An 18,452-nucleotide genomic window follows, 5' to 3' on the forward strand; every position below is an offset into this window, starting at 1 on the left:
AAAATAGTTCAGTTATAACTTATACGTAAATAAATTTTTCTCAACCTCATTAGGAATGCTCTTTCCAACTGTCTATCTTCTCTTGAATATATTCGGTATATCGGGTATCCTTTACTAATTGAAAAATAAGAAGAGCTTCTTTCATATAATTGCTGGCAAGGTTATATTTCTCCTGCATTTCGTAGTTAAATCCGATATGATAGTGAAAATGGGCAAGAAGATAAAGGTTGTCCTTTTTGATCGCCCAATCGATTCCCTTTTTACAATAAGTTATAGAGGATTCATATTTATTTAAGTCTGTCAGTGATTTAGCAATGTTGAAGAAAAGTCTGCTTTTAATGGTGGCATCCTGCAGGTGAGGAATTTTTTGCAACTGAGACAATGCCTTGCAATATATTTGCAACGCTTCCTCATTAAAACCTTCTTCATAATAAAAAATGCCTCTGCTGACGAAGATTTCTATTTCCTTTTCCGTAAAGACCTTGTCGTATGTCAAAGCAATAGCTTCATCGATAAGCTTAAGTGCCTTTTGAAAATCATGATCTACTTCATAAACATAGATGGCTTTGTGCCAAAGAAGAATTTGATAGTGTTTCTTATTGCGGGTAAATAACGGGTTTTTCTCTTCAGCTTCGACAATCTGTTTAATCGTCTCGTAATCAGTATTTCGCCTTGCAGCTTTTAATTGTTCGCTTGTTTCAATAACATAATCTAGTCTTGGAGTTGTGCCGATATCAAAGAAGTAGTTTACGTCTATACCTAATCTTTGCGAGATTAAGTATAATGTGGAAGATAGCGGAAGAACCTCGCCTTTCTCTATTTTACTGATTTGCGCTTGTGTGCAGATGTTATGTGAAAGTTCCTTTTGTGAAAGGCCTACTTGTTTTCGCAATTCCTTTATTTTCTCTCCGACAGCTGAAAAATCCAATTCATCACTCCCTAAAAAATATTCCTAAAGTTATATTTTTGTGCATCTACATGTAAAAAAGCCTAAAAAAGGGGCTATATCACTTAAAATCAGTCATAATCGCGAATACACCTATTTATATAATATGTTTTAATAGATTATATCGCAATATATTAAGAATATTTTGCTTTTTAAAGAAGTGCCCACCTACGCCTTCTTTAAGCAAGGAGCACTATATGCCTTAATTGAGCACTTTTAATAGAAGCTATTGTTTCTATTAAACCCCATTTATCTGTTTTACGAGTAGTCCTTTTATCTCCAATTTTCTGCCGTTTTCTTTCTGAGAGCGGTCTTTTTTTTGTTTATTAATGAAAAACCCACCCCTAATCAACAGCTAACCCAATAATAACTACTCCCGCAATTGGTATGAATACTTAAGGCAATTTAATCCTCGCTGTTCTATCTGCTATAATAGGGAAAAAACTGTTGGGAGCAAAACCATATGAGAAAAAGATGGAGCCTGTTCGCTACCATTATGACACTTATCAGTGCTGTCGTCATTTTCTCTCTACTAATGACAGATATATTGATAAGCAATCTGCTGAATGATCATACCAAAAACAGCCTTGAGGAAAAGGCGTTAATGATAGCCAGAGTTATGGCAAAAACAGAGCTTGTGACAGATGCTCTTGAAGGAGATGAAGCTGCTCTTAATAAGATACAAGCTTATACAAGTGACATACAGGAGCAAAATGGAGTAGAATTTATCGTAATTCTAAATATGGACGGAATTCGCTTAACACATCCAGATGTCCGAAAAATAGGAAAGAAGTTTCAGGGCGGTGACGAGACTGAAGCAATGTCAGGAGAAGAGCACACAAGCACTTCAGAAGGAACATTAGGGAAGTCCTTGCGGGCCCTTACCCCGATTTATTCAGATGATGGAACACAGATTGGTGTAGCGGCAGTTGGGATTTCGCTTGCTAAGGTCAATGAAGTATTGTCTGAAGGCAAATGGATTATTGTATATGGATCATTACTGGGGTTAATTGCAGGCATTGTTGGTGCTTACATTCTGGCGAGCTATATTAAAAGAGTGATGTTTAACCTTGAACCAGCCGCTATCGCTAAACTGCTCCAAGAGAGAAGCGCGGTCATCAATTCTGTCAGAGAGGGCATTATAGCAGTAGATATGCAAGGGAATATTACGCTTGTGAACCAGTCGGCCATCGATTATTTACAAAAGCTTGGATTGAACACAAACCCAATCGGCTTACCAATAAGCAGCTATATTCCTTCCAAAGGACTTGATCGTGTTTTGGCAAAAGGAGAGGAGCAGCTTGATGAGGAGCTGACTATAAATGGCACAACAATCCTTGTTAACAGGGTGCCAGTTAAAGTCGATAAAACAATAGTCGGCGCATTGTCCACCTTTAGAGACAAGACTGAAATAAAGCAATTATCCGATCAGCTTTCAGGTGTAAAAACATATGCAGAAGCATTACGGGCACAATCCCATGAATTTATGAATCGTATGCAAGTTATCATCGGCATGCTTCATATGAAAAATTACGACAGGCTCAAGGAATATCTTGATGATATAGTCGATCAGCAAAGCGGAGATATTTCTGCGATTACAAGTAATATTAAAGATCCTGTTATAGCAGGACTTCTTCTCGGAAAGCTAAGTTATGCAAGAGAAAAAGGAGCAGTTTTGAATATTAGTATTATGACAGTTGTTCCTGAATTAACGGCAGCAGTTTCATACGAAATTATAACGATACTAGGGAATTTACTGGATAATGCTTTAGATGCAGTCGAAAACAGTTCAACAAAGGAAATTGAATTAAAGTTTGCTAAGACCGGTGGAATGATTGAAATGATAGTGAAGGATACAGGTAAAGGGATAACAATAGAGGAAGAGGCTTATATCTTTGAAAAGGGCATTTCCTCAAAGGGAGAGAACCGCGGCTTCGGTCTTTATTTGGTCAGTGAGAGCTTGCGAAAGCTGAACGGAAAGATAGAGTTGGAAAGTGTTCCTGATAAAGGGACAACATTTAAAGCAAGTATCCCATATGTAAAGGAGGAAAACGGAAGGTGATTTCGGTATTAATTGTAGAAGATGATCCAATGGTGGCTGAATTTAACAAGCAGTTCCTGCAAGAGCTGAATGGCTTTAAAATCGGCGGTGTTGCCAATAATGTGGATGATGCGATAGAGATAATAAAGAGGGAAAGCATCGATTTAGTACTACTTGATGTGTTTATGCCTGGAAAAAGCGGACTGGAGTTTCTTTCCTACATACGGGAACTGAACGAAAACATGGATGTCATCCTTATAACAGCCGCATCTGACATGGACCATATCCAAACAGCGCTTCGCTTAGGAGCAATCGATTATATCATTAAACCATTTAAATTTGAGCGTTTTAAGGAATCATTGATGAATTACGTCCAAAAGAAGGAGTTTATGAAAGAGCAAACGAAGGTCAGCCAAAGTATATTAGATGAGCAAATTCTGAACCGTGACCAAAAAGGTGCAAGAGCAGAATTGCCGAAAGGGTTGACAAAAGAAACATTGAAGATTGTCTGGGCGGCAATAGAACTACAGCAGGAGCAAGAGTTCACGACAGATATCATCGCAGACGAAACAAAGATATCAAGAGTTTCAGTAAGAAAATACCTCAATTTTCTTAACGAGCAGGATATCATTAAAGTAAGACTGACATACGGAAGCATCGGCAGACCAGTTAACGTTTATTATACGAACCCAAAAAGGATTGGCTGGCTTGAGCAGTTTTTGTGATTAGTAGGTGAAAGCAGTCTTGGTTGTCTGCTGGTAAGGAAAGGGGATATTGATTTCCGCTTTAGTGCTACGTTGCGCCCGAGGAAGTACAGGAAAGTTTGCTTTTAGTCTCGGCTGTTTTCCTAATGTAAGTAGACGTTTCTTCTATCCGTTCCAATCTATTTATTGTTTAAATGGAGTTCATTCTTATTGAATAGATTAGAGGCTGCAATTAGTTTGCAGTATAAGAGAAGAGGCTGGGACATAAGTAAGTGAATCTGTATAAAATCCGAACTATTTAATCATCAATCAACGATTAAATAGTTCGGCTTTTTTGTGTTTTTAAGTTTTGATACACTGATTAGAAAACTTAGTGGAATGGAGCGGAGGTCACTCGACTCCTGCGGGAAATAGAGGACGCTTTAGACCCCGCAGGCGAAGACGAGCGCGCAATGAAACGAACTAATTTTAAACCCAAATTCTATTTAGTCACGTGTTTCATTTTTTAAATTTAGATGTAATTTTATTATTCGTGTTTAGAAAGGTTATCTTTTGTTTTGTCCCAGCCTCTTTTCTATTTACTGTTGTCGGTTTAAAGACATTGATTAAAAACCTGTACTATTTTACAAAAACCGCTTTCTCGTATCCTTCGTCGGCAGCATACAATGCTCCCTTTTGCCAAACCATTTATATCTATTTTTAGCGACATAATTATAGAGCGGATCTCTTAGAAATGCAGGGATGATTTTAAAGACATAAAGAAGCTTCCAGGCTCCACGTAAATGGCGACAGATTTGCAGAGCGGCAGCTGACTTTTCATAAAGTCTGCCATTTTCAATAAGAATAACACTATTCATCGATAATTCCTGATTGAATGGACGGAGAAGCTGCTGACCCTTTTCCTCCTGCAGCGGAGCAAAGGAAAAATAAGCTTCAGGATCCCTTTTTATAATAAATTGGACAGCGCCATTGCAAAGATTGCAGACACCATCAAATAATATGACTGCTTTCACTTTACCACCTGCGTTTCTAGCTTTTTATATTACTCTAACATGTGCTTTATAAGATTTCATTTCTTTTCCTAATATAAGGGCTAAATATTACAAGAAAATGACAGATTGTCTTATAATATTATTGAAGCATAGCAAGTGTCAGTTCACAAAACATCGTGGTAAACTGTTAATTTTTTGTGGACTGTTGTAATATTCTTTTAATTTAAGTGTAAAAAATGGTACGCTAATGTTAGGAGGGGAAAAGGAGAATGAAGAAACTATTTTGGCTATTGCCGATGATTCTAATTGCGATATTGGCTGGATGTAATAATGATGAGCCTACCCCAGATGAGAGGCTTTCCCAATACATAAAGCTTTGGAATGATCAGAAGTTTGATGAGATGTATAACTACCTGTCTTCCGATGCGAAGAAGTCAGTTTCTAAGGAAGAGTATGTATCCCGCTATGAGAAACTATACAGTGATTTGGAGATTTCAGACTTAGATGTTTCCTATAAAAAGCTGTCAGACGACCAAAAGGATGACAATAAGAAAAAAGAGACTGCAGAAATTCCGTTCACTGCAAAGATGAACAGCGTCGCAGGCGAGATTAACTTTGACAAAGATGCGAAGCTTGTCAAAGAGGAACGAGACAAGGAAGACAACTGGTATATTCATTGGGATACAACGTATATCTTTGCCGATTTAGGCGCAGATGACAAAGTATCTTTAGAGACGGTTCCTGCAGAGCGCGGGGCTATTATGGATGTTCATGAAAATCCATTGGCGATGAATGGCATCATTTATCAAATCGGCCTTGTACCAGAGCAAATGGAGAATGAAACAACAGAAGTTGAGAATTTAGCGAAGTTGCTTGATATTAAAAAAGAGACTATAGAAAAGGCGTTAAGTGCAGATTGGGTACAACCTAACCTGTTTGTGCCAATTAAGAAATTAGCGACAGGCGATCAAGCATATCTTGAAAAGCTGTTTGCTCTTCCAGGTGTACAGAAACAGGATGTTGCTGGAAGGATTTATCCTTATGGTGAGGCAGCGGCCCACTTAATTGGTTATATTGGCAACATTACGGCTGAAGAGCTGGAAAAGCAAAAGGGCAAAGGATATACTGGCTCTGACGTTATCGGAAAAAGAGGCTTGGAGCAAGTCTATGAAGAAAAACTAAGAGGCACAAATGGTGCGACGATAGCTATTAAGAAATCAGATGGCACGACAGTAACCTTGGCAGATAAAGAAGTTAAAAATGGAGAAAACATCATGCTGACAATTGATGGAGATCTTCAAAAGAAAATATATGATGAAATGGATGGAGAGGCAGGATCAGCAGCTGCCATAAATCCGACAACTGGTGAAACGATGGCTCTTGTCAGCAGCCCGTCCTATGATCCAAACAAGGTTGTCGCAGGTTTAACGACATCAGAGCAAGAGGACTATAACAACAATAAACTGGAGCCCTTCACAAATCGCTTTAAGAATACTTATGCTCCAGGCTCTGTGCTGAAGCCGATTGTCGCAGCGGCAGCATTGACAGAAGGTGTTATCACACCAGAGCAACAGCGGAAGATTACGACAAAGCAATGGCAAAAGGATAAATCTTGGGGCAATTATTATGTAACTAGAGTGCATACTAGCAGTGCACCAGTTAATCTGGCAGATGCCCTGCTTTACAGTGATAACATTTACTTTGCGCAGACAGCATTAGATTTGGGCAAGGATAAATATACAACAGAGCTGAAGAAATTCGGTTTTGAAGAGGATTTCGATTTTGCTTACCCTATCACGAAAGCAACAATTGGCAAGCTTGACAGTGATATTCTCTTAGCTGATTCAGGCTATGGCCAAGGTCAAGTTCAAACAAGTGTTATTCAGCTTGCGACAGCGTATACACCATTTGTTAACGACGGCAATCTGATTAAACCTGTTCTTCTCCAAGATGACAAGAAGGGGACTGTTTGGAAAGAGGGAGTTATGAGCAGCAGTACTGCTAATACCATTTCCGATGATTTGCAGCAGGTCATTGACAATCCAAGCGGAACAGCTCGTGCCGGCAAAATTAGCGGCATGACATTTGCTGGAAAAACAGGCACAGCAGAGCTGAAGGCAAAGCAAGGTGAAAAAGGTACAGAAAACGGCTGGTATGTAACATATGATAAGAAGGATAAAGATATCCTTATTGCCATGATGATTGAAGGTGTGCAAGACAAGGGTGGCTCAAGCCATGTCGTGAAAAAAGTAAAAAATATTCTCGAAGACTAGTCAAAAGCCTGTAAGGGATTCACTCCTTTACAGGCTTTTTTAACTAGAACAGCAAAAAATAATGGTATTGTTTTTCCTTATGAAATTTTTTCCACTATTTTAAAGCGGTAAAAAAATCATCATTCCGTCATTTCGCTCATACATTAATTTAAGACGGTGAAGGGAGAGAACGGAATGAATGAAGTAGAGCAGAAAGAACTTCAATACGCCATCGAAGAAATCACAGAAATCGCTACTGGCTTTGGATTGGACTTCTACCCGATGAGGTATGAAATTTGTCCTGCAGATATCATTTACACATTCGGCGCCTACGGCATGCCTACACGTTATTCCCATTGGAGCTTTGGCAAGCAATTTCATAAGATGAAGCTGCATTATGATTTAGGCTTGTCTAAAATATATGAGCTTGTCATCAATTCAAATCCTTGCTATGCTTTTTTGCTCGACAGCAATTCACTTATCAACAATAAGCTGATTGTTGCCCATGTATTGGCCCATTGTGATTTTTTCAAAAATAACGTCCGCTTCCAAAATACAAAAAGAGAAATGGTAGAAAGTATGGCGGCCACTGCCGACCGTATCCGTCAATATGAGATTTTATATGGCAAGCATGAAGTGGAAACATTTCTAGATGCGGTTCTTGCCATTGACGAGCACATTGACCCGAGCTTAATGAGACCAAAGCTTGCTTGGACGATGGATGATGTGGAATATGAGGAAGTGGAAGAAACCATCGGAACACCGTATGATGATTTATGGGGCTTAGATTCCCGCAATAAACCGAAGCAGGAAAAAAAGAAAGTCATAAAAAAATTCCCGCCGCAGCCGGAAAAGGACCTGTTGCTGTTTATTGAGAGCTTCAGCAGAGAGCTGAAAGAATGGCAGCGTGATATCTTAACAATGATGAGAGAAGAAATGCTGTACTTCTGGCCGCAGCTTGAAACAAAAATCATGAACGAGGGCTGGGCATCCTATTGGCATCAGCGAATAGTCAGGGAGCTTGATTTGACGAGTTCTGAGGCAATTGAATTTGCCAAGCTGAACGCAGGTGTTGTACAGCCATCCAAAACAGGCATCAACCCTTATTATCTTGGTCTGAAGATATTTGAAGACATCGAGGACCGTTATAATAATCCGACAGATGAGATGAAAAAACGCGGCATTAAGCCAAACTCTGGCAGAGAGAAAATGTTTGAGGTCAGAGAAATCGAATCAGATATCTCCTTTTTAAGGAACTATTTGACGAAGGATTTAGTAACAAGAGAAGATATGTACTTATTCCAAAAGCAAGGCAGAGAATATAAAGTTGTCGATAAAGGCTGGGAGCAGGTAAGGGATCAGCTTGTCAGCATGAGGGTTAACGGAGGCTTCCCATATATTACTGTTAACGACGGCGACTATTTAAAAAACGGCGAGCTGTACTTAAAGCATGGCTTTGAAGGCATTGAACTTGATTTGAAGTATTTAGAGAAAGTACTTCCGTATGTTCACCAGCTTTGGGGCAGAAATGTTCATATGGAAACAGTAGTTGAAGATAAGAACATCCTGTATACGTATGACGGCAAAGCATTGCATCGTAAATATTTGTGAAAAAAAGTAAGAGGTGAGGTTCGCAAGCGCGAGCTTCTTTTTTTATGTGAAAATCATCTACAGACAAAAGGAAGGAAAAATGCTGTTTCATCAAGAATTAAGTAACAAATGCATGTATGGAGTGAGGGAGATTTGCAAATGGGTGAGACATATACAAAACGGAAAATTATGATTACAGGCTACGGAACTGTAGCAAAAGAGTTTGTGAAAATGATAATGGAACAGCAGGAGCAATATCTGGAGTCATACAGTTTTTATGGACAGATAGTTGGGATAATAGGCTCAAAGGGCATGATTTATGAAGAAAATGGCATAGATTTAGTAACATTGCTTTCCTTCGGCAAAGGGTCACTGGCTCTGCAGCAATATGCACAGCAAAAGCAAATCTCCATTCAAGCACCAGAGTTAAAGGGAGATGTGCTAATCGAATGCTCTCCAACCAACTTAGAAACAGGTGAACCGGCATTGTCCTATATGAAAGCTGCCATCACAGAGAACATGGATATTATTTCTGTCAGTAAAGGAGCGCTTGTACAGGCACTGCCAGAGCTTAAGAAGCTGGCTGATAGCAACGGCTGCCGCATTAAATACAGCGGAGCGACGGCAGCAGCACTTCCAACACTTGATATTGGTGAATATAGTTTGGCAGGCAGCCGTATAACTGGAATTGAAGGCATATTGAACGGAACCTCCAACTTCATTTTGACAAGTATGTCGGAGGATAATCTCTCCTTTGATGAAGCACTTAAGCTTGCCCAAGAACGAGGAATTGCAGAAGCCAACCCAGCACTGGATGTACAAGGATATGATAGTGCCTGCAAAATCCTGTTACTGGCAAACGGCCTGTTCCATAAAACATGGACCTTGAACGATATAAGTATTGAAGGCATTGAAAAGGTCTCGAAGGCAGATATGCAATTTGCAAAAATTAACGGGAATGACATTAAGCTTGTGGCAAGTGCAAGATCTATTAACGGCACAGTGACACTTCAAGTAAAACCTGAAATTATTACAGCAGATAATCCACTGATTAATGTGAAAGGAACAAACAAAGGAATTTTGTTTCATACAGAGGAAATGGGGACAATTTGCTGTATAGGCGGGGCATCTCACCCAAGAGGAGCTGCAGCTGCAGCGATTAAGGATATGCTGAATTTGTACCGTTAATAAGTTTACATCAAAACCGGCCCCCAAATAGGAGGCCGGTTTTATTATCGAGATAACGTAAAAGCTACAAGGAGGCATATGATTACTTTCCGCTAACATTGCAGGCGAATGCATGCCGGAAAAGTTTCAATCAGATACGTGATGCTTATATATTTTCGGCATTGCAAACTTACAGGGCGGATTTTTGGGCAGCCAATCTCTGATATCTGACAATGTAAGTATCAAGCTGTTCACTGATTTGAAGTGTACCAGGATCATTAAGACCTCTATCGCTTCCTGCTTTAATCAGTTCTAGCTTTAAAGATTCAATATCTTGCAGCAGCTCGCTCATACTCTCCTTATTATCTTTTTTCGCTATCATAATGATTACTCCTAGGTATCAATCTTTGTACTTATTCTAACAAAATAATTTGGAAAAATTAAGTGTTTTTATAAGGAAATTTACATAAATTGAAAACAATTATTAAAGATGGGAGGAAAACATGCTTTAATTTTAAGGAGGCACAATCATTTCCGTTGGGCAAAGGAAAAACATTATGTGTTCATGTAAGCGCTTTTACATTAAGATAAGGACATAAGGTAATACAGCAACAAACGGAATGCAAAAGCATATACGACAAGAAATACAAAACATAAATGACTTAATATAGTGTATGCGCTAAGCATTCTAAAAACTTTTTTCATCATACAATTTTAATTTCTAGGAGGAATTATATTATGAATATCTTATTATGCTGTGCTGCAGGAATGTCTACGAGTCTATTAGTAACAAAAATGGAAACTGCTGCAAAGGAACAAGGAATTGAATGCAAAATCTGGGCTGAAAGTGCAGATGCAGTAAAAAGCCACATCGATAACGCAGATGTATTATTGCTTGGACCACAAGTTCGCTATTTGCTTCCACAAATGAAAAAACTTGGTGCAGAAAAAGGAATTCCAGTAGATTCTATCAACATGATGCATTATGGAACTTGCAACGGTGCAGAAGTATTGAAATCAGCTATTAACCTAGTTAACAACTAAAATAGGATAAGGTGATAAATATGAATAAGTTCTTAGCCTTCTTAGAAGAAAAATTTATGCCTTTTGCAGCCAAATTGGCTGCTCAAAGGCACTTAGGCGCATTAAAAGACGGTATCATCTTGGCAATGCCGATGATCATCATCGGTTCAGTATTCTTAATTCTAGGTTATCTGCCAATTCCGGGCTATGCAGACTTTATGGCAAGAGTATTCGGAGATGCTTGGCTAACAAAAATCTCTTATCCAGTTGACGCTACATTCAATATGATGGGTCTGATTGCAGCATTCGGTATTGCTTACAGACTAGCTGAAAGATATTCACTAGACGCTATAACAGCAGGGGTTATCTCACTATGTGCTTTCCTTTTAGCAACACCATTTAATGTTCCCTTCTTAGCAGAAGGTGCAACAGAATCAGTAGCAGTAACAGGCGCTATCCCAGTAGCAATGATGGGAAGTAAAGGATTGTTCGTAGCAATCTTAATCGCATTGTTCTCAACAGAGGTTTACCGCTTTATCATCAACAAAAACATGGTAATTAAAATGCCTGACGGAGTTCCGCCAGCAGTAAGTAAATCATTTGTCGCTTTAATTCCGGGCTTTATTGTAATCGCTATCATTTGGGTAATTCGTTTAGTTGTAGAATATTTCGGTATCAACAGTATACATGATATTGTAACACTATTACTTGGCAAACCGCTTGGCTTATTAGGTGGATCACTTATCGGTTCTATCATCGCATATGGATTGGTAATGCTGTTATGGTCTGCAGGTCTTCACGGTACAAACATCGTTGGTGGGGTTATGAACCCAATCTGGCTGTCAAACACAGATGCTAACAAAGCTGCTTTCCAAGCAGGAAAAGAGCTTCCAGAGATTTTCACAGCACAATTCTTTGAAGTATTCATCAATATCGGTGGATCTGGAGCAACATTCGCATTCGTTCTTATGATGGTACTGTTTGCACGAAGCAGACAAATGAAGGATTTGGGTCGATTATCAATCGGACCGGGAGCATTTATGATTAACGAACCAGTTATTTTCGGTACACCAGTCGTAATGAACCCATTATTGATCATCCCGTTCTTCTTAACACCAATTATAACAATCACAGTGACATATTATGCAATGAAACTTGGCTTTGTGGCAAAACCAGCAGGAATCGCAATCCCTTGGACAACGCCGCCGCTAATCGGTGGATACTTGGCAACAGGCGGAAAGCTATCCGGTGCAATTATGCAGCTTGTTAACATCGGAATTGCGTTTGTACTTTACTTCCCATTCTTCAGAACTTGGGATAAGCAAAAACTAGCAGAAGAAAAAGGTACAGAATTCACAAAAGTAAGCTAATAATTAGTTGCGAATTAATGTGCGAGTATTTTTGGAAACGCTTCAAAAATACTCGCACACCATACTTAATAATTTTTACATTCTAAAATAGAAGGGTTGATTATACAATGGCTAATATGGAAGAAACAGTATTCCAGATTATCCTCCACGGGGGAAACGGAAAAAGCTGCGCAATGGAAGCAATTGCTGCTGCTAAAGAAGGAAACTTCGAGCTTGCTAAACAAAAGATGGAAGAAGCTGCAGAAGCACTTAATGATGCCCATCATATCCAAACATCCCTTATTCAAAATGAAGTAAGAGGAAACAAAATTGAGGTATCCCTGTTAATGGTGCATGCACAGGATCACTTAATGAACGCAATAACGCTTAAAGATTTAGCACAAGAAATTATTGATTTATATGAACTTGTTAAAACTCCTGGAGGTGTCCAAAAATGACAAACGGAATTAAAATTGCCACTATTGGCGGAGGATCAAGCTATACACCAGAACTAGTAGAAGGTTTCATTAAACGTTACGAGGAATTACCTATCAGAGAACTATGGCTTGTTGATATTGAAGCAGGTAAGGAAAAGCTTGAAATCGTTGGTAACCTGGCAAAACGTATGATTGAAAAAGCAGGCTTGCCAATTGAGGTGCATTTGACACTTGACCGCAGAGAAGCACTTAAGGATGCAGACTTTGTTACAACACAATTCCGTGTCGGCCTACTTGATGCTCGTGCGAAAGATGAAAGAATTCCGTTAAAATATGGCGTGCTTGGCCAAGAAACAAACGGACCTGGCGGATTGTTCAAAGGCTTGCGAACAATTCCTGTTATTTTAGATATTTGTAAGGATATCGAGGAGCTATGCCCGAACGCTTGGCTGATTAACTTCACAAACCCAGCTGGTATGGTAACAGAAGCAGTTCTGCGCTATTCAAACATCAAAAAAGTAGTCGGTCTGTGCAATGTTCCAATCGGTATGGAAATGGGTATCGCGAAGCTTCTAGATGTTGATCATTCAAGAGTCCGCATTGACTTCGCTGGATTAAACCATATGGTATACGGCTTAGATGTGTATGTCGATGGAGAAAGCGTGAAGGATAAAGTAATCAACCTTCTAACAGATCCAAATAACAGTTCATTTGTTAAAAATATCGAAGGTCTTGGCTGGGAGCCAGAATTCATTAAAGCATTAAATGTGCTTACATGTCCTTACCATATGTACTACTATAAAACGAGTGAAATGATTGCTAAAGATCAAAAGAACTCGAAAAGTGAAGGAACTCGTGCAGAAGTCGTGCAAGCACTTGAAAAAGAATTGTTTGAGCTTTACAAAGATCCAAACCTTGCTATTAAGCCACCACAATTGGAAAAACGCGGAGGAGCATACTATTCTGATGCGGCAGTACGTTTGATCAATTCTATATACAATGACAAACGCGATATTCAGCCTGTTAATACAATCAATAACGGAGCTATCGCTGGCATTCCGAATGACTCTGCAGTTGAAGTTTCCAGCATCATTACAAAGGATGGTCCAAAACCAATCGTAATGGGTGAGCTTCCAGTAGCGGTAAGAGGACTTGTACAACAAATTAAATCCTTTGAAAGAGTTGCAGCAGAAGCAGCAGTAACAGGTGACTATGACAAAGCAATCCTGGCTCTTACAATCAACCCGCTATCTCCATCAGATACGGTTGCGAAGGAAATTGTTGACGAAATGCTTGAAGCACATAAAGAGCATTTACCACAGTTCTTCAACAAGGTTGAAGCATAATATTACGAAAAGGACGGGAAACCGTCCTTTTTTTGTTGTCCTAGATTGAGATAGTAATAGAACTTGTTAGCCAGGCTAAGGCAACAAAGAAGGCAAAGGAAATTTCCTTCCCTTGCCTTTGCGATAAAAAATATATAATAGCAATTAAACAGCGGCTTCCTCTGTATTGTCTTTTTGTGTAAATAAATAAGCTAAGTAGGAGTGAAGCTCAAACTTTTCATTAATGATAAAATCCTTTACATCTAATTTCGTCATCTTATTCATCGTCAATTCCTCCTTTGTAATACCATTCTTTCCAAACTAGCAAACTGTTATACATATAAATAGAAAAAAGTTTACTAGATGATAAAAATAGAAAGGTCGAGTATGCTTCGCTCCATTTCACTAAGTTTTTAATTATTGCCTTTAGATCAATAACATAAAAAAGTGGCTGGGATAAAACAAAAGATAACCTTTCAATACGCGAATAATAAAATTATAACTAAATTTAAAAAATGAAGGTTGTGTCTAAATAGAATAGGGAGTTAAAATTAGTTCGTTTCATTGCACGCGCGTCCTCGCCTGCGGGGTCTTATCCTTTCCTCTATTTCCCTTAGTAGTCGAGTGGCCTCCGCTCCATTCCACTAAGATTTCTAATTATTGTATTAAAACTAAAAATAAAAAGACCGAACTACTTAATCTGATTAAGTAGTTCGGTCTTTGCGCTGATTCACATACTTATGTCCCAGCCTCTTGAATTAGAGTTACATATTTGTGTTGACCTCGTAAGCATCAGTTGTTATTGTAGCAAACGCAGAAACTGTTCTTCGTTAACAACCTCAATATCCTGGCCCTTTTCTTTTAGCTCGTAAGCTTTCTTTTCCTTTGTGCTGATGCCTGTGGCACCGACAAGCTGTTTGTCTTGAACACCAACGACAAGATAGTTCGTTTTCCCGCTAACACCGCTTTTGACAAGACCGCCTGCATCCACTACCTTTTGCATCGCTTCTTTTCTGTCCAATGTTGCTAAATCTCCTGTGAAAACAACATTTTTGCCAAACAATGCATGTGACTCATCAAAGGTTTCGGTAGTTGCGGCAATTTCAGAAATTGACACAGAATTGAACTTTTTCGTTGGTTTTGGTGCTGGTCTTTTTTTGCTGAAGGAAATCTGCGGCTTTAATTCTGTAAATGGCTTAACAGCAATGCGCTTATTTGTCTTAAAATAATCCGCAAGACAAGCTTCGTCCATCGCCTTAATACTTGCGATAACTAATTCAGCACAAGCTATCGCATCTGCTCCAGCATGGTGGTGATCCTCCAATTTAACACCAAATCTAGCAGTGCGAGCCTTTAAGGATTGTCGTATCCCTTCCCCTCTACAGGCTGCCGTGCTTATTGAAATGCTGTCAGCATAACGAAGCGTTGGTATTGGAAGACCGTATTTCATCAAACAGCTATGCAAGACACTCATATCAAATTGTGCATTATGTGCAATCAGGAGCTGATTTTCCAACTTGTCCTTCAGCTTTTCCCAAACTTGATCAAAGGTTGGTTCCTCCTGTACATCAGCTGCTGTTATCCCGTGAACAGCGACAAATCTTTCGTTAAATCTTAACACAGGCGGCTTAATAAGATAATAATCTGTCTTTACCACCTGATTGTTTTCAACATAAGCAAGTCCGATCGAGCAGGCACTGTCCATTTCTTCATTCGCAATCTCAAAATCTATTGCAATAAAATCCATCGTATCACTCCTCACAAAAACTTCTCTTTATAATAATATACCACGTATGTTTGATAGATTGATATTCCTGAACTGGTGCAAATAATTCCAACATGCAATATATCTTCATAAAAGAGAACTACTTATATGAATTTCCAATTTGCAATCATATATTATTATTCTTGAATAATAATATATGATTGCATGGTGGCGCTTCCAGGTGGAGTTATTACTTTTTCTGTACATTCAGTCATATAATGGATATGCTTTGTACAACCCCTTAATTTAAAGGGTGAAATTTACCTCTAAAAGGAGAATCAAGGATGACAATTTTAATAAATAGGAAAAGGTTATTTCAACTGGATTTTACTGTTACCTAGTGATGGATGCAGCGGTGGTATATGGATTATTTGGAGGAGAGAGGCAGGATGAAGCATTTACAGAATAATGGTTTGGAGCTAAAGTTCGACTGGCTTGCCAACTTTCGGGATGTTGGCGGGCGAAGCGGTTATGACGGTGAAAGGATGGGGTTTGGTCTCGTTTTTCGGTCTGAGGAATTATCTAAGCTGTCGAAGGAAGATATAAACAAAATAAAGCGTTTAGGAATAAAAACCATCTGTGACTTCAGAACGGATGCAGAGCGGAAGTCGAAGGTAAGCAGGCTTAATGAAAAGCATGGAATAAAAGTGATCGCACTTTCCATGAACGACAAAAGCAGGGAGTTTACCCGCAAAGAGTTTTTTAGATTTCTCGTTATGGGAACAAAGGAAATTAACTTTGAGGATATTATGCATGACATGTATAAATATATGGCCTTTCAATGTAATCAGGAGCTCAAGCAAATGATTGAGCTGTTAGCACATCGTGAAAACTATCCGATATTAATTCATTGCACTGGCGGAAAGGACCGTACTGGCTTTATGTCAGCAATACTGCAGCTGGCAATTGGCATAAATTATGAAGAGGTAATGGCTGATTATCTCCATTCCAATAACCTGATTGGTCCAAAGATGAAAAAACTGGAGAATGTATTACGGTGGATCAGCCTTTTTAGAGTGTCATCTGCACGCCTCAGACCAGTTCTTGAGGTGCGGCGTGAATATTTACAGCCTGTATATGAAGCAATTATTCAAGAATATGGGACAATAGAAAATTATCTGCAGACAGCATGCGGCATCTCCACACAAACGCTTAAAAGCATGAGAGCGCTGCTGTTAGTGAGTGATGATAAGATAATTAAGGAGGAGCCTTATGCAAGAATTGTTCTTCGTTAAAGATTATAAACAGAATGACAGTTTGCGGAAAAGCTTTTCAGAACTTGCGGTTAATATTTTTGGAATAAGCTTTGAAGACTGGTATGTAAAAGGCTTTTGGAATGAACGTTATATTCCCTATTCCTTTTGCGATAATGGAAAGGTCGTTGCGAATGTATCAGTTAATCTCGTTGATTTAATTGTGGCAGGACAGCTAAAAAAGGCTGTGCAAATCGGTACGGTCATGACACATCCAGACTATAGAGACAGAGGGCTTTCACGCTTTCTTTTGGAAAAGGTACTTGCTGAATTCGAGAACGAAGTAGACCTGTTTTATCTTTTTGCCAATCATGAGGTGTTGGAGTTTTATCCTAAGTTTGGATTCAATAGAGTAGAGGAGGCAGAGTACTTTATTGAAATTGATAATGCATGCGCGTTGCCTGTCGAGATGCGAAAGCTGGATGGCAAAGGCTTGGAAGATCTACAATTTATTCGGGATTTTGCAATAAAGCGTAAATCCTTGTCACAAGTCTTTTCAACAGAGCAAACGAGTGGGATTTTGCTTTTTTATTGTTTAAATGTATTTCATGACCAGATATACCTTTTAGAAGAGGAGAAAGTGATTATCATCTGTGAGAAGGATGGAAACAAGCTTCATCTGTATGATGTAATTGCAAGCTATGCTGTGGATATGGAAGAGCTCCTTGTGAAAATAACTGCTTTGGGAACGACAGAGGTTATCCTTCATTTTACTCCAGAGAATTTAAGTGGCTTATTAAGCAGGAAGGCTGTTGAAACGGAGGATGTACTTTTTGTGAAAGTGACTGGGGAAGGTATCTACCCAGAAGGTGTTAAGCATCCTGTTATGGCGAAAGCATAAATCTATTTTAATATAATGAAATGTTAAAGATGTCTGGAAGATATAATGATAGAGGTGGTGCTGTAGTGGCAAAGGAAGGACTATCCTTAGAGAGAATTATCTTTATCGGCAGAACTTTTAAAGAATACATGGATATGTTCTCATTAAAGCTAGACGATTTGAAGGGTAAAAAAATTTTAGATTGTCCTGCAGGTGCTTGTTCCTTTACAGCAGAAGGGGCAATGCATGGTCTTAATATCATGGCGGCAGACATTGCCTACTATCATCAGAATCAAGACCTGTATGAAAAAGGACTTGAAGACATAAAGCATACTGTTGATTCCCTTGAAAAGGTCAAGGACCACTATGTTTGGAACTACTTTCAAGATATTTGCGGCTTGAAAGCAAGTCGAAAAGAGGCGCTGACTGCTTGTTATAAGGACAGAGCAAATAATCCTGCAAGATATTTAGCGTGTACCTTGCCCTCACTACCATTTGCAGCAGAGGAATTTGATATTGTGCTGTCAGCTCACTTTTTATTTACCTATGCAGACAGGCTCGACAAGGATTTTCATTTTGCTGTAATTGACGAACTCCTCAGAGTCGCTAAAACAGAAATTCGCATCTTCCCGACAGTTGATTTAGATGGAAACAGATATGCCTATTTAGATGAAGTGATTAGTCGCTTAGCAGCAAAGGGTCATAAAGCAGAAGAGCGGAAGGTTGGGTATGAATTTCAGAGAAATGCTGATACGATGCTGAGAATTGTGAAGGTATGAGGCTTTTAA

General features: G+C 39.0%; 16 protein-coding genes. 12 read left to right on the forward strand and 4 right to left on the reverse strand.

Features of this window, described 5'->3' with window-relative positions; all coding sequences use genetic code 11:
• Positions 1-49: 49 nt before the first annotated feature.
• The gene (locus CEQ21_RS14480) at positions 50-928 is read right to left on the reverse strand and encodes a helix-turn-helix domain-containing protein (RefSeq protein WP_185765128.1); all 879 of its coding nucleotides are present in this window, start codon (positions 926-928) and stop codon (positions 50-52) included.
• Positions 929-1,409: 481 nt separating this feature from the next.
• Between CEQ21_RS14480 and dcuS the strand changes: the two genes are divergently transcribed.
• Together dcuS and CEQ21_RS14490 are read left to right on the forward strand one after the other, a co-directional pair.
• Entirely contained in the window at positions 1,410-3,008 is a 1,599-nt protein-coding gene (dcuS, locus tag CEQ21_RS14485; RefSeq protein ID WP_185765129.1) for a DcuS/MalK family sensor histidine kinase, read from the forward strand.
• Positions 3,005-3,712: a response regulator gene (locus CEQ21_RS14490; RefSeq protein ID WP_185765130.1), complete on the forward strand. Its 708-nt coding sequence runs from the start codon at positions 3,005-3,007 to the stop codon at positions 3,710-3,712. The genes dcuS and CEQ21_RS14490 overlap by 4 nt, the downstream gene beginning before the upstream one ends.
• A 602-nt stretch (positions 3,713-4,314) precedes the next feature.
• Here CEQ21_RS14490 and CEQ21_RS14495 read toward each other — a convergent pair.
• Positions 4,315-4,704, reverse strand: coding sequence for a thiol-disulfide oxidoreductase DCC family protein (locus CEQ21_RS14495; protein ID WP_185765131.1), 390 nt, complete (start codon positions 4,702-4,704; stop codon positions 4,315-4,317).
• A gap of 248 nt (positions 4,705-4,952) precedes the next feature.
• Here CEQ21_RS14495 and CEQ21_RS14500 point away from each other — a divergent pair, with 248 nt between their 5' ends.
• The 3 genes from CEQ21_RS14500 to CEQ21_RS14510 all read left to right on the forward strand — a co-directional run bounded on the left by CEQ21_RS14500 (position 4,953) and on the right by CEQ21_RS14510 (position 9,713).
• Complete coding sequence (locus CEQ21_RS14500; RefSeq protein WP_185765132.1) at positions 4,953-6,956, forward strand: penicillin-binding transpeptidase domain-containing protein; 2,004 nt, start codon at positions 4,953-4,955, stop codon at positions 6,954-6,956.
• Between the two features lie 174 nt (positions 6,957-7,130).
• Positions 7,131-8,546, forward strand: coding sequence for a SpoVR family protein (locus CEQ21_RS14505; protein ID WP_185765133.1), 1,416 nt, complete (start codon positions 7,131-7,133; stop codon positions 8,544-8,546).
• A gap of 138 nt (positions 8,547-8,684) precedes the next feature.
• The gene (locus CEQ21_RS14510) at positions 8,685-9,713 is read left to right on the forward strand and encodes a homoserine dehydrogenase (RefSeq protein ID WP_185765134.1); all 1,029 of its coding nucleotides are present in this window, start codon (positions 8,685-8,687) and stop codon (positions 9,711-9,713) included.
• Between the two features lie 169 nt (positions 9,714-9,882).
• Here CEQ21_RS14510 and CEQ21_RS14515 read toward each other — a convergent pair whose 3' ends face one another.
• Positions 9,883-10,074, reverse strand: coding sequence for an aspartyl-phosphate phosphatase Spo0E family protein (locus CEQ21_RS14515; RefSeq protein WP_185765135.1), 192 nt, complete (start codon positions 10,072-10,074; stop codon positions 9,883-9,885).
• Between the two features lie 356 nt (positions 10,075-10,430).
• On the opposite strand from CEQ21_RS14515, the gene CEQ21_RS14520 reads away from it, so the two are divergent.
• The 4 genes from CEQ21_RS14520 (at position 10,431) to CEQ21_RS14535 (ending at position 13,847) form a co-directional block, all read left to right on the forward strand.
• A complete protein-coding gene (locus CEQ21_RS14520) occupies positions 10,431-10,736 on the forward strand; it encodes a PTS sugar transporter subunit IIB (RefSeq protein WP_185765136.1) in 306 nt (101 codons plus the stop codon).
• 20 nt (positions 10,737-10,756) lie between these two features.
• Positions 10,757-12,085, forward strand: a complete 1,329-nt coding sequence (gene celB, locus CEQ21_RS14525; protein ID WP_185765137.1) for a PTS cellobiose transporter subunit IIC — start codon at positions 10,757-10,759, stop codon at positions 12,083-12,085.
• Between the two features lie 107 nt (positions 12,086-12,192).
• Positions 12,193-12,522 carry a PTS lactose/cellobiose transporter subunit IIA gene (locus tag CEQ21_RS14530; RefSeq protein ID WP_127739042.1) on the forward strand — a complete coding sequence of 110 codons (330 nt, stop codon included), beginning with the start codon at positions 12,193-12,195 and terminating at the stop codon, positions 12,520-12,522.
• Positions 12,519-13,847, forward strand: a complete 1,329-nt coding sequence (locus CEQ21_RS14535) for a 6-phospho-beta-glucosidase (RefSeq protein WP_144454190.1) — start codon at positions 12,519-12,521, stop codon at positions 13,845-13,847. The genes CEQ21_RS14530 and CEQ21_RS14535 overlap by 4 nt, the downstream gene beginning before the upstream one ends.
• 778 nt (positions 13,848-14,625) lie before the next feature.
• On the opposite strand, the gene CEQ21_RS14540 is transcribed toward CEQ21_RS14535, so the two are convergent.
• Positions 14,626-15,573 (reverse strand): exonuclease domain-containing protein, encoded by a 948-nt coding sequence (locus tag CEQ21_RS14540; protein WP_185765138.1) that lies wholly within the window; start codon positions 15,571-15,573, stop codon positions 14,626-14,628.
• 407 nt (positions 15,574-15,980) lie between these two features.
• Between CEQ21_RS14540 and CEQ21_RS14545 the strand changes: the two genes are divergently transcribed.
• From CEQ21_RS14545 to CEQ21_RS14555, 3 genes are read left to right on the forward strand one after another with little or no spacing between them, the layout of a single operon-like run.
• Entirely contained in the window at positions 15,981-16,826 is an 846-nt protein-coding gene (locus CEQ21_RS14545) for a tyrosine-protein phosphatase (protein WP_185765139.1), read from the forward strand.
• Positions 16,804-17,685 (forward strand): GNAT family N-acetyltransferase, encoded by an 882-nt coding sequence (locus tag CEQ21_RS14550; RefSeq protein ID WP_185765140.1) that lies wholly within the window; start codon positions 16,804-16,806, stop codon positions 17,683-17,685. The genes CEQ21_RS14545 and CEQ21_RS14550 overlap by 23 nt, the downstream gene beginning before the upstream one ends.
• Before the next feature lie 29 nt (positions 17,686-17,714).
• Positions 17,715-18,443, forward strand: a complete 729-nt coding sequence (locus tag CEQ21_RS14555) for a class I SAM-dependent methyltransferase (protein WP_185765141.1) — start codon at positions 17,715-17,717, stop codon at positions 18,441-18,443.
• The last annotated feature ends 9 nt before the right edge of the window (positions 18,444-18,452 follow it).

The sequence above is a fragment of the Niallia circulans genome (assembly GCF_007273535.1).
Taxonomy (GTDB): Bacteria; Bacillota; Bacilli; order Bacillales; family Cytobacillaceae; genus Niallia; species Niallia circulans_B.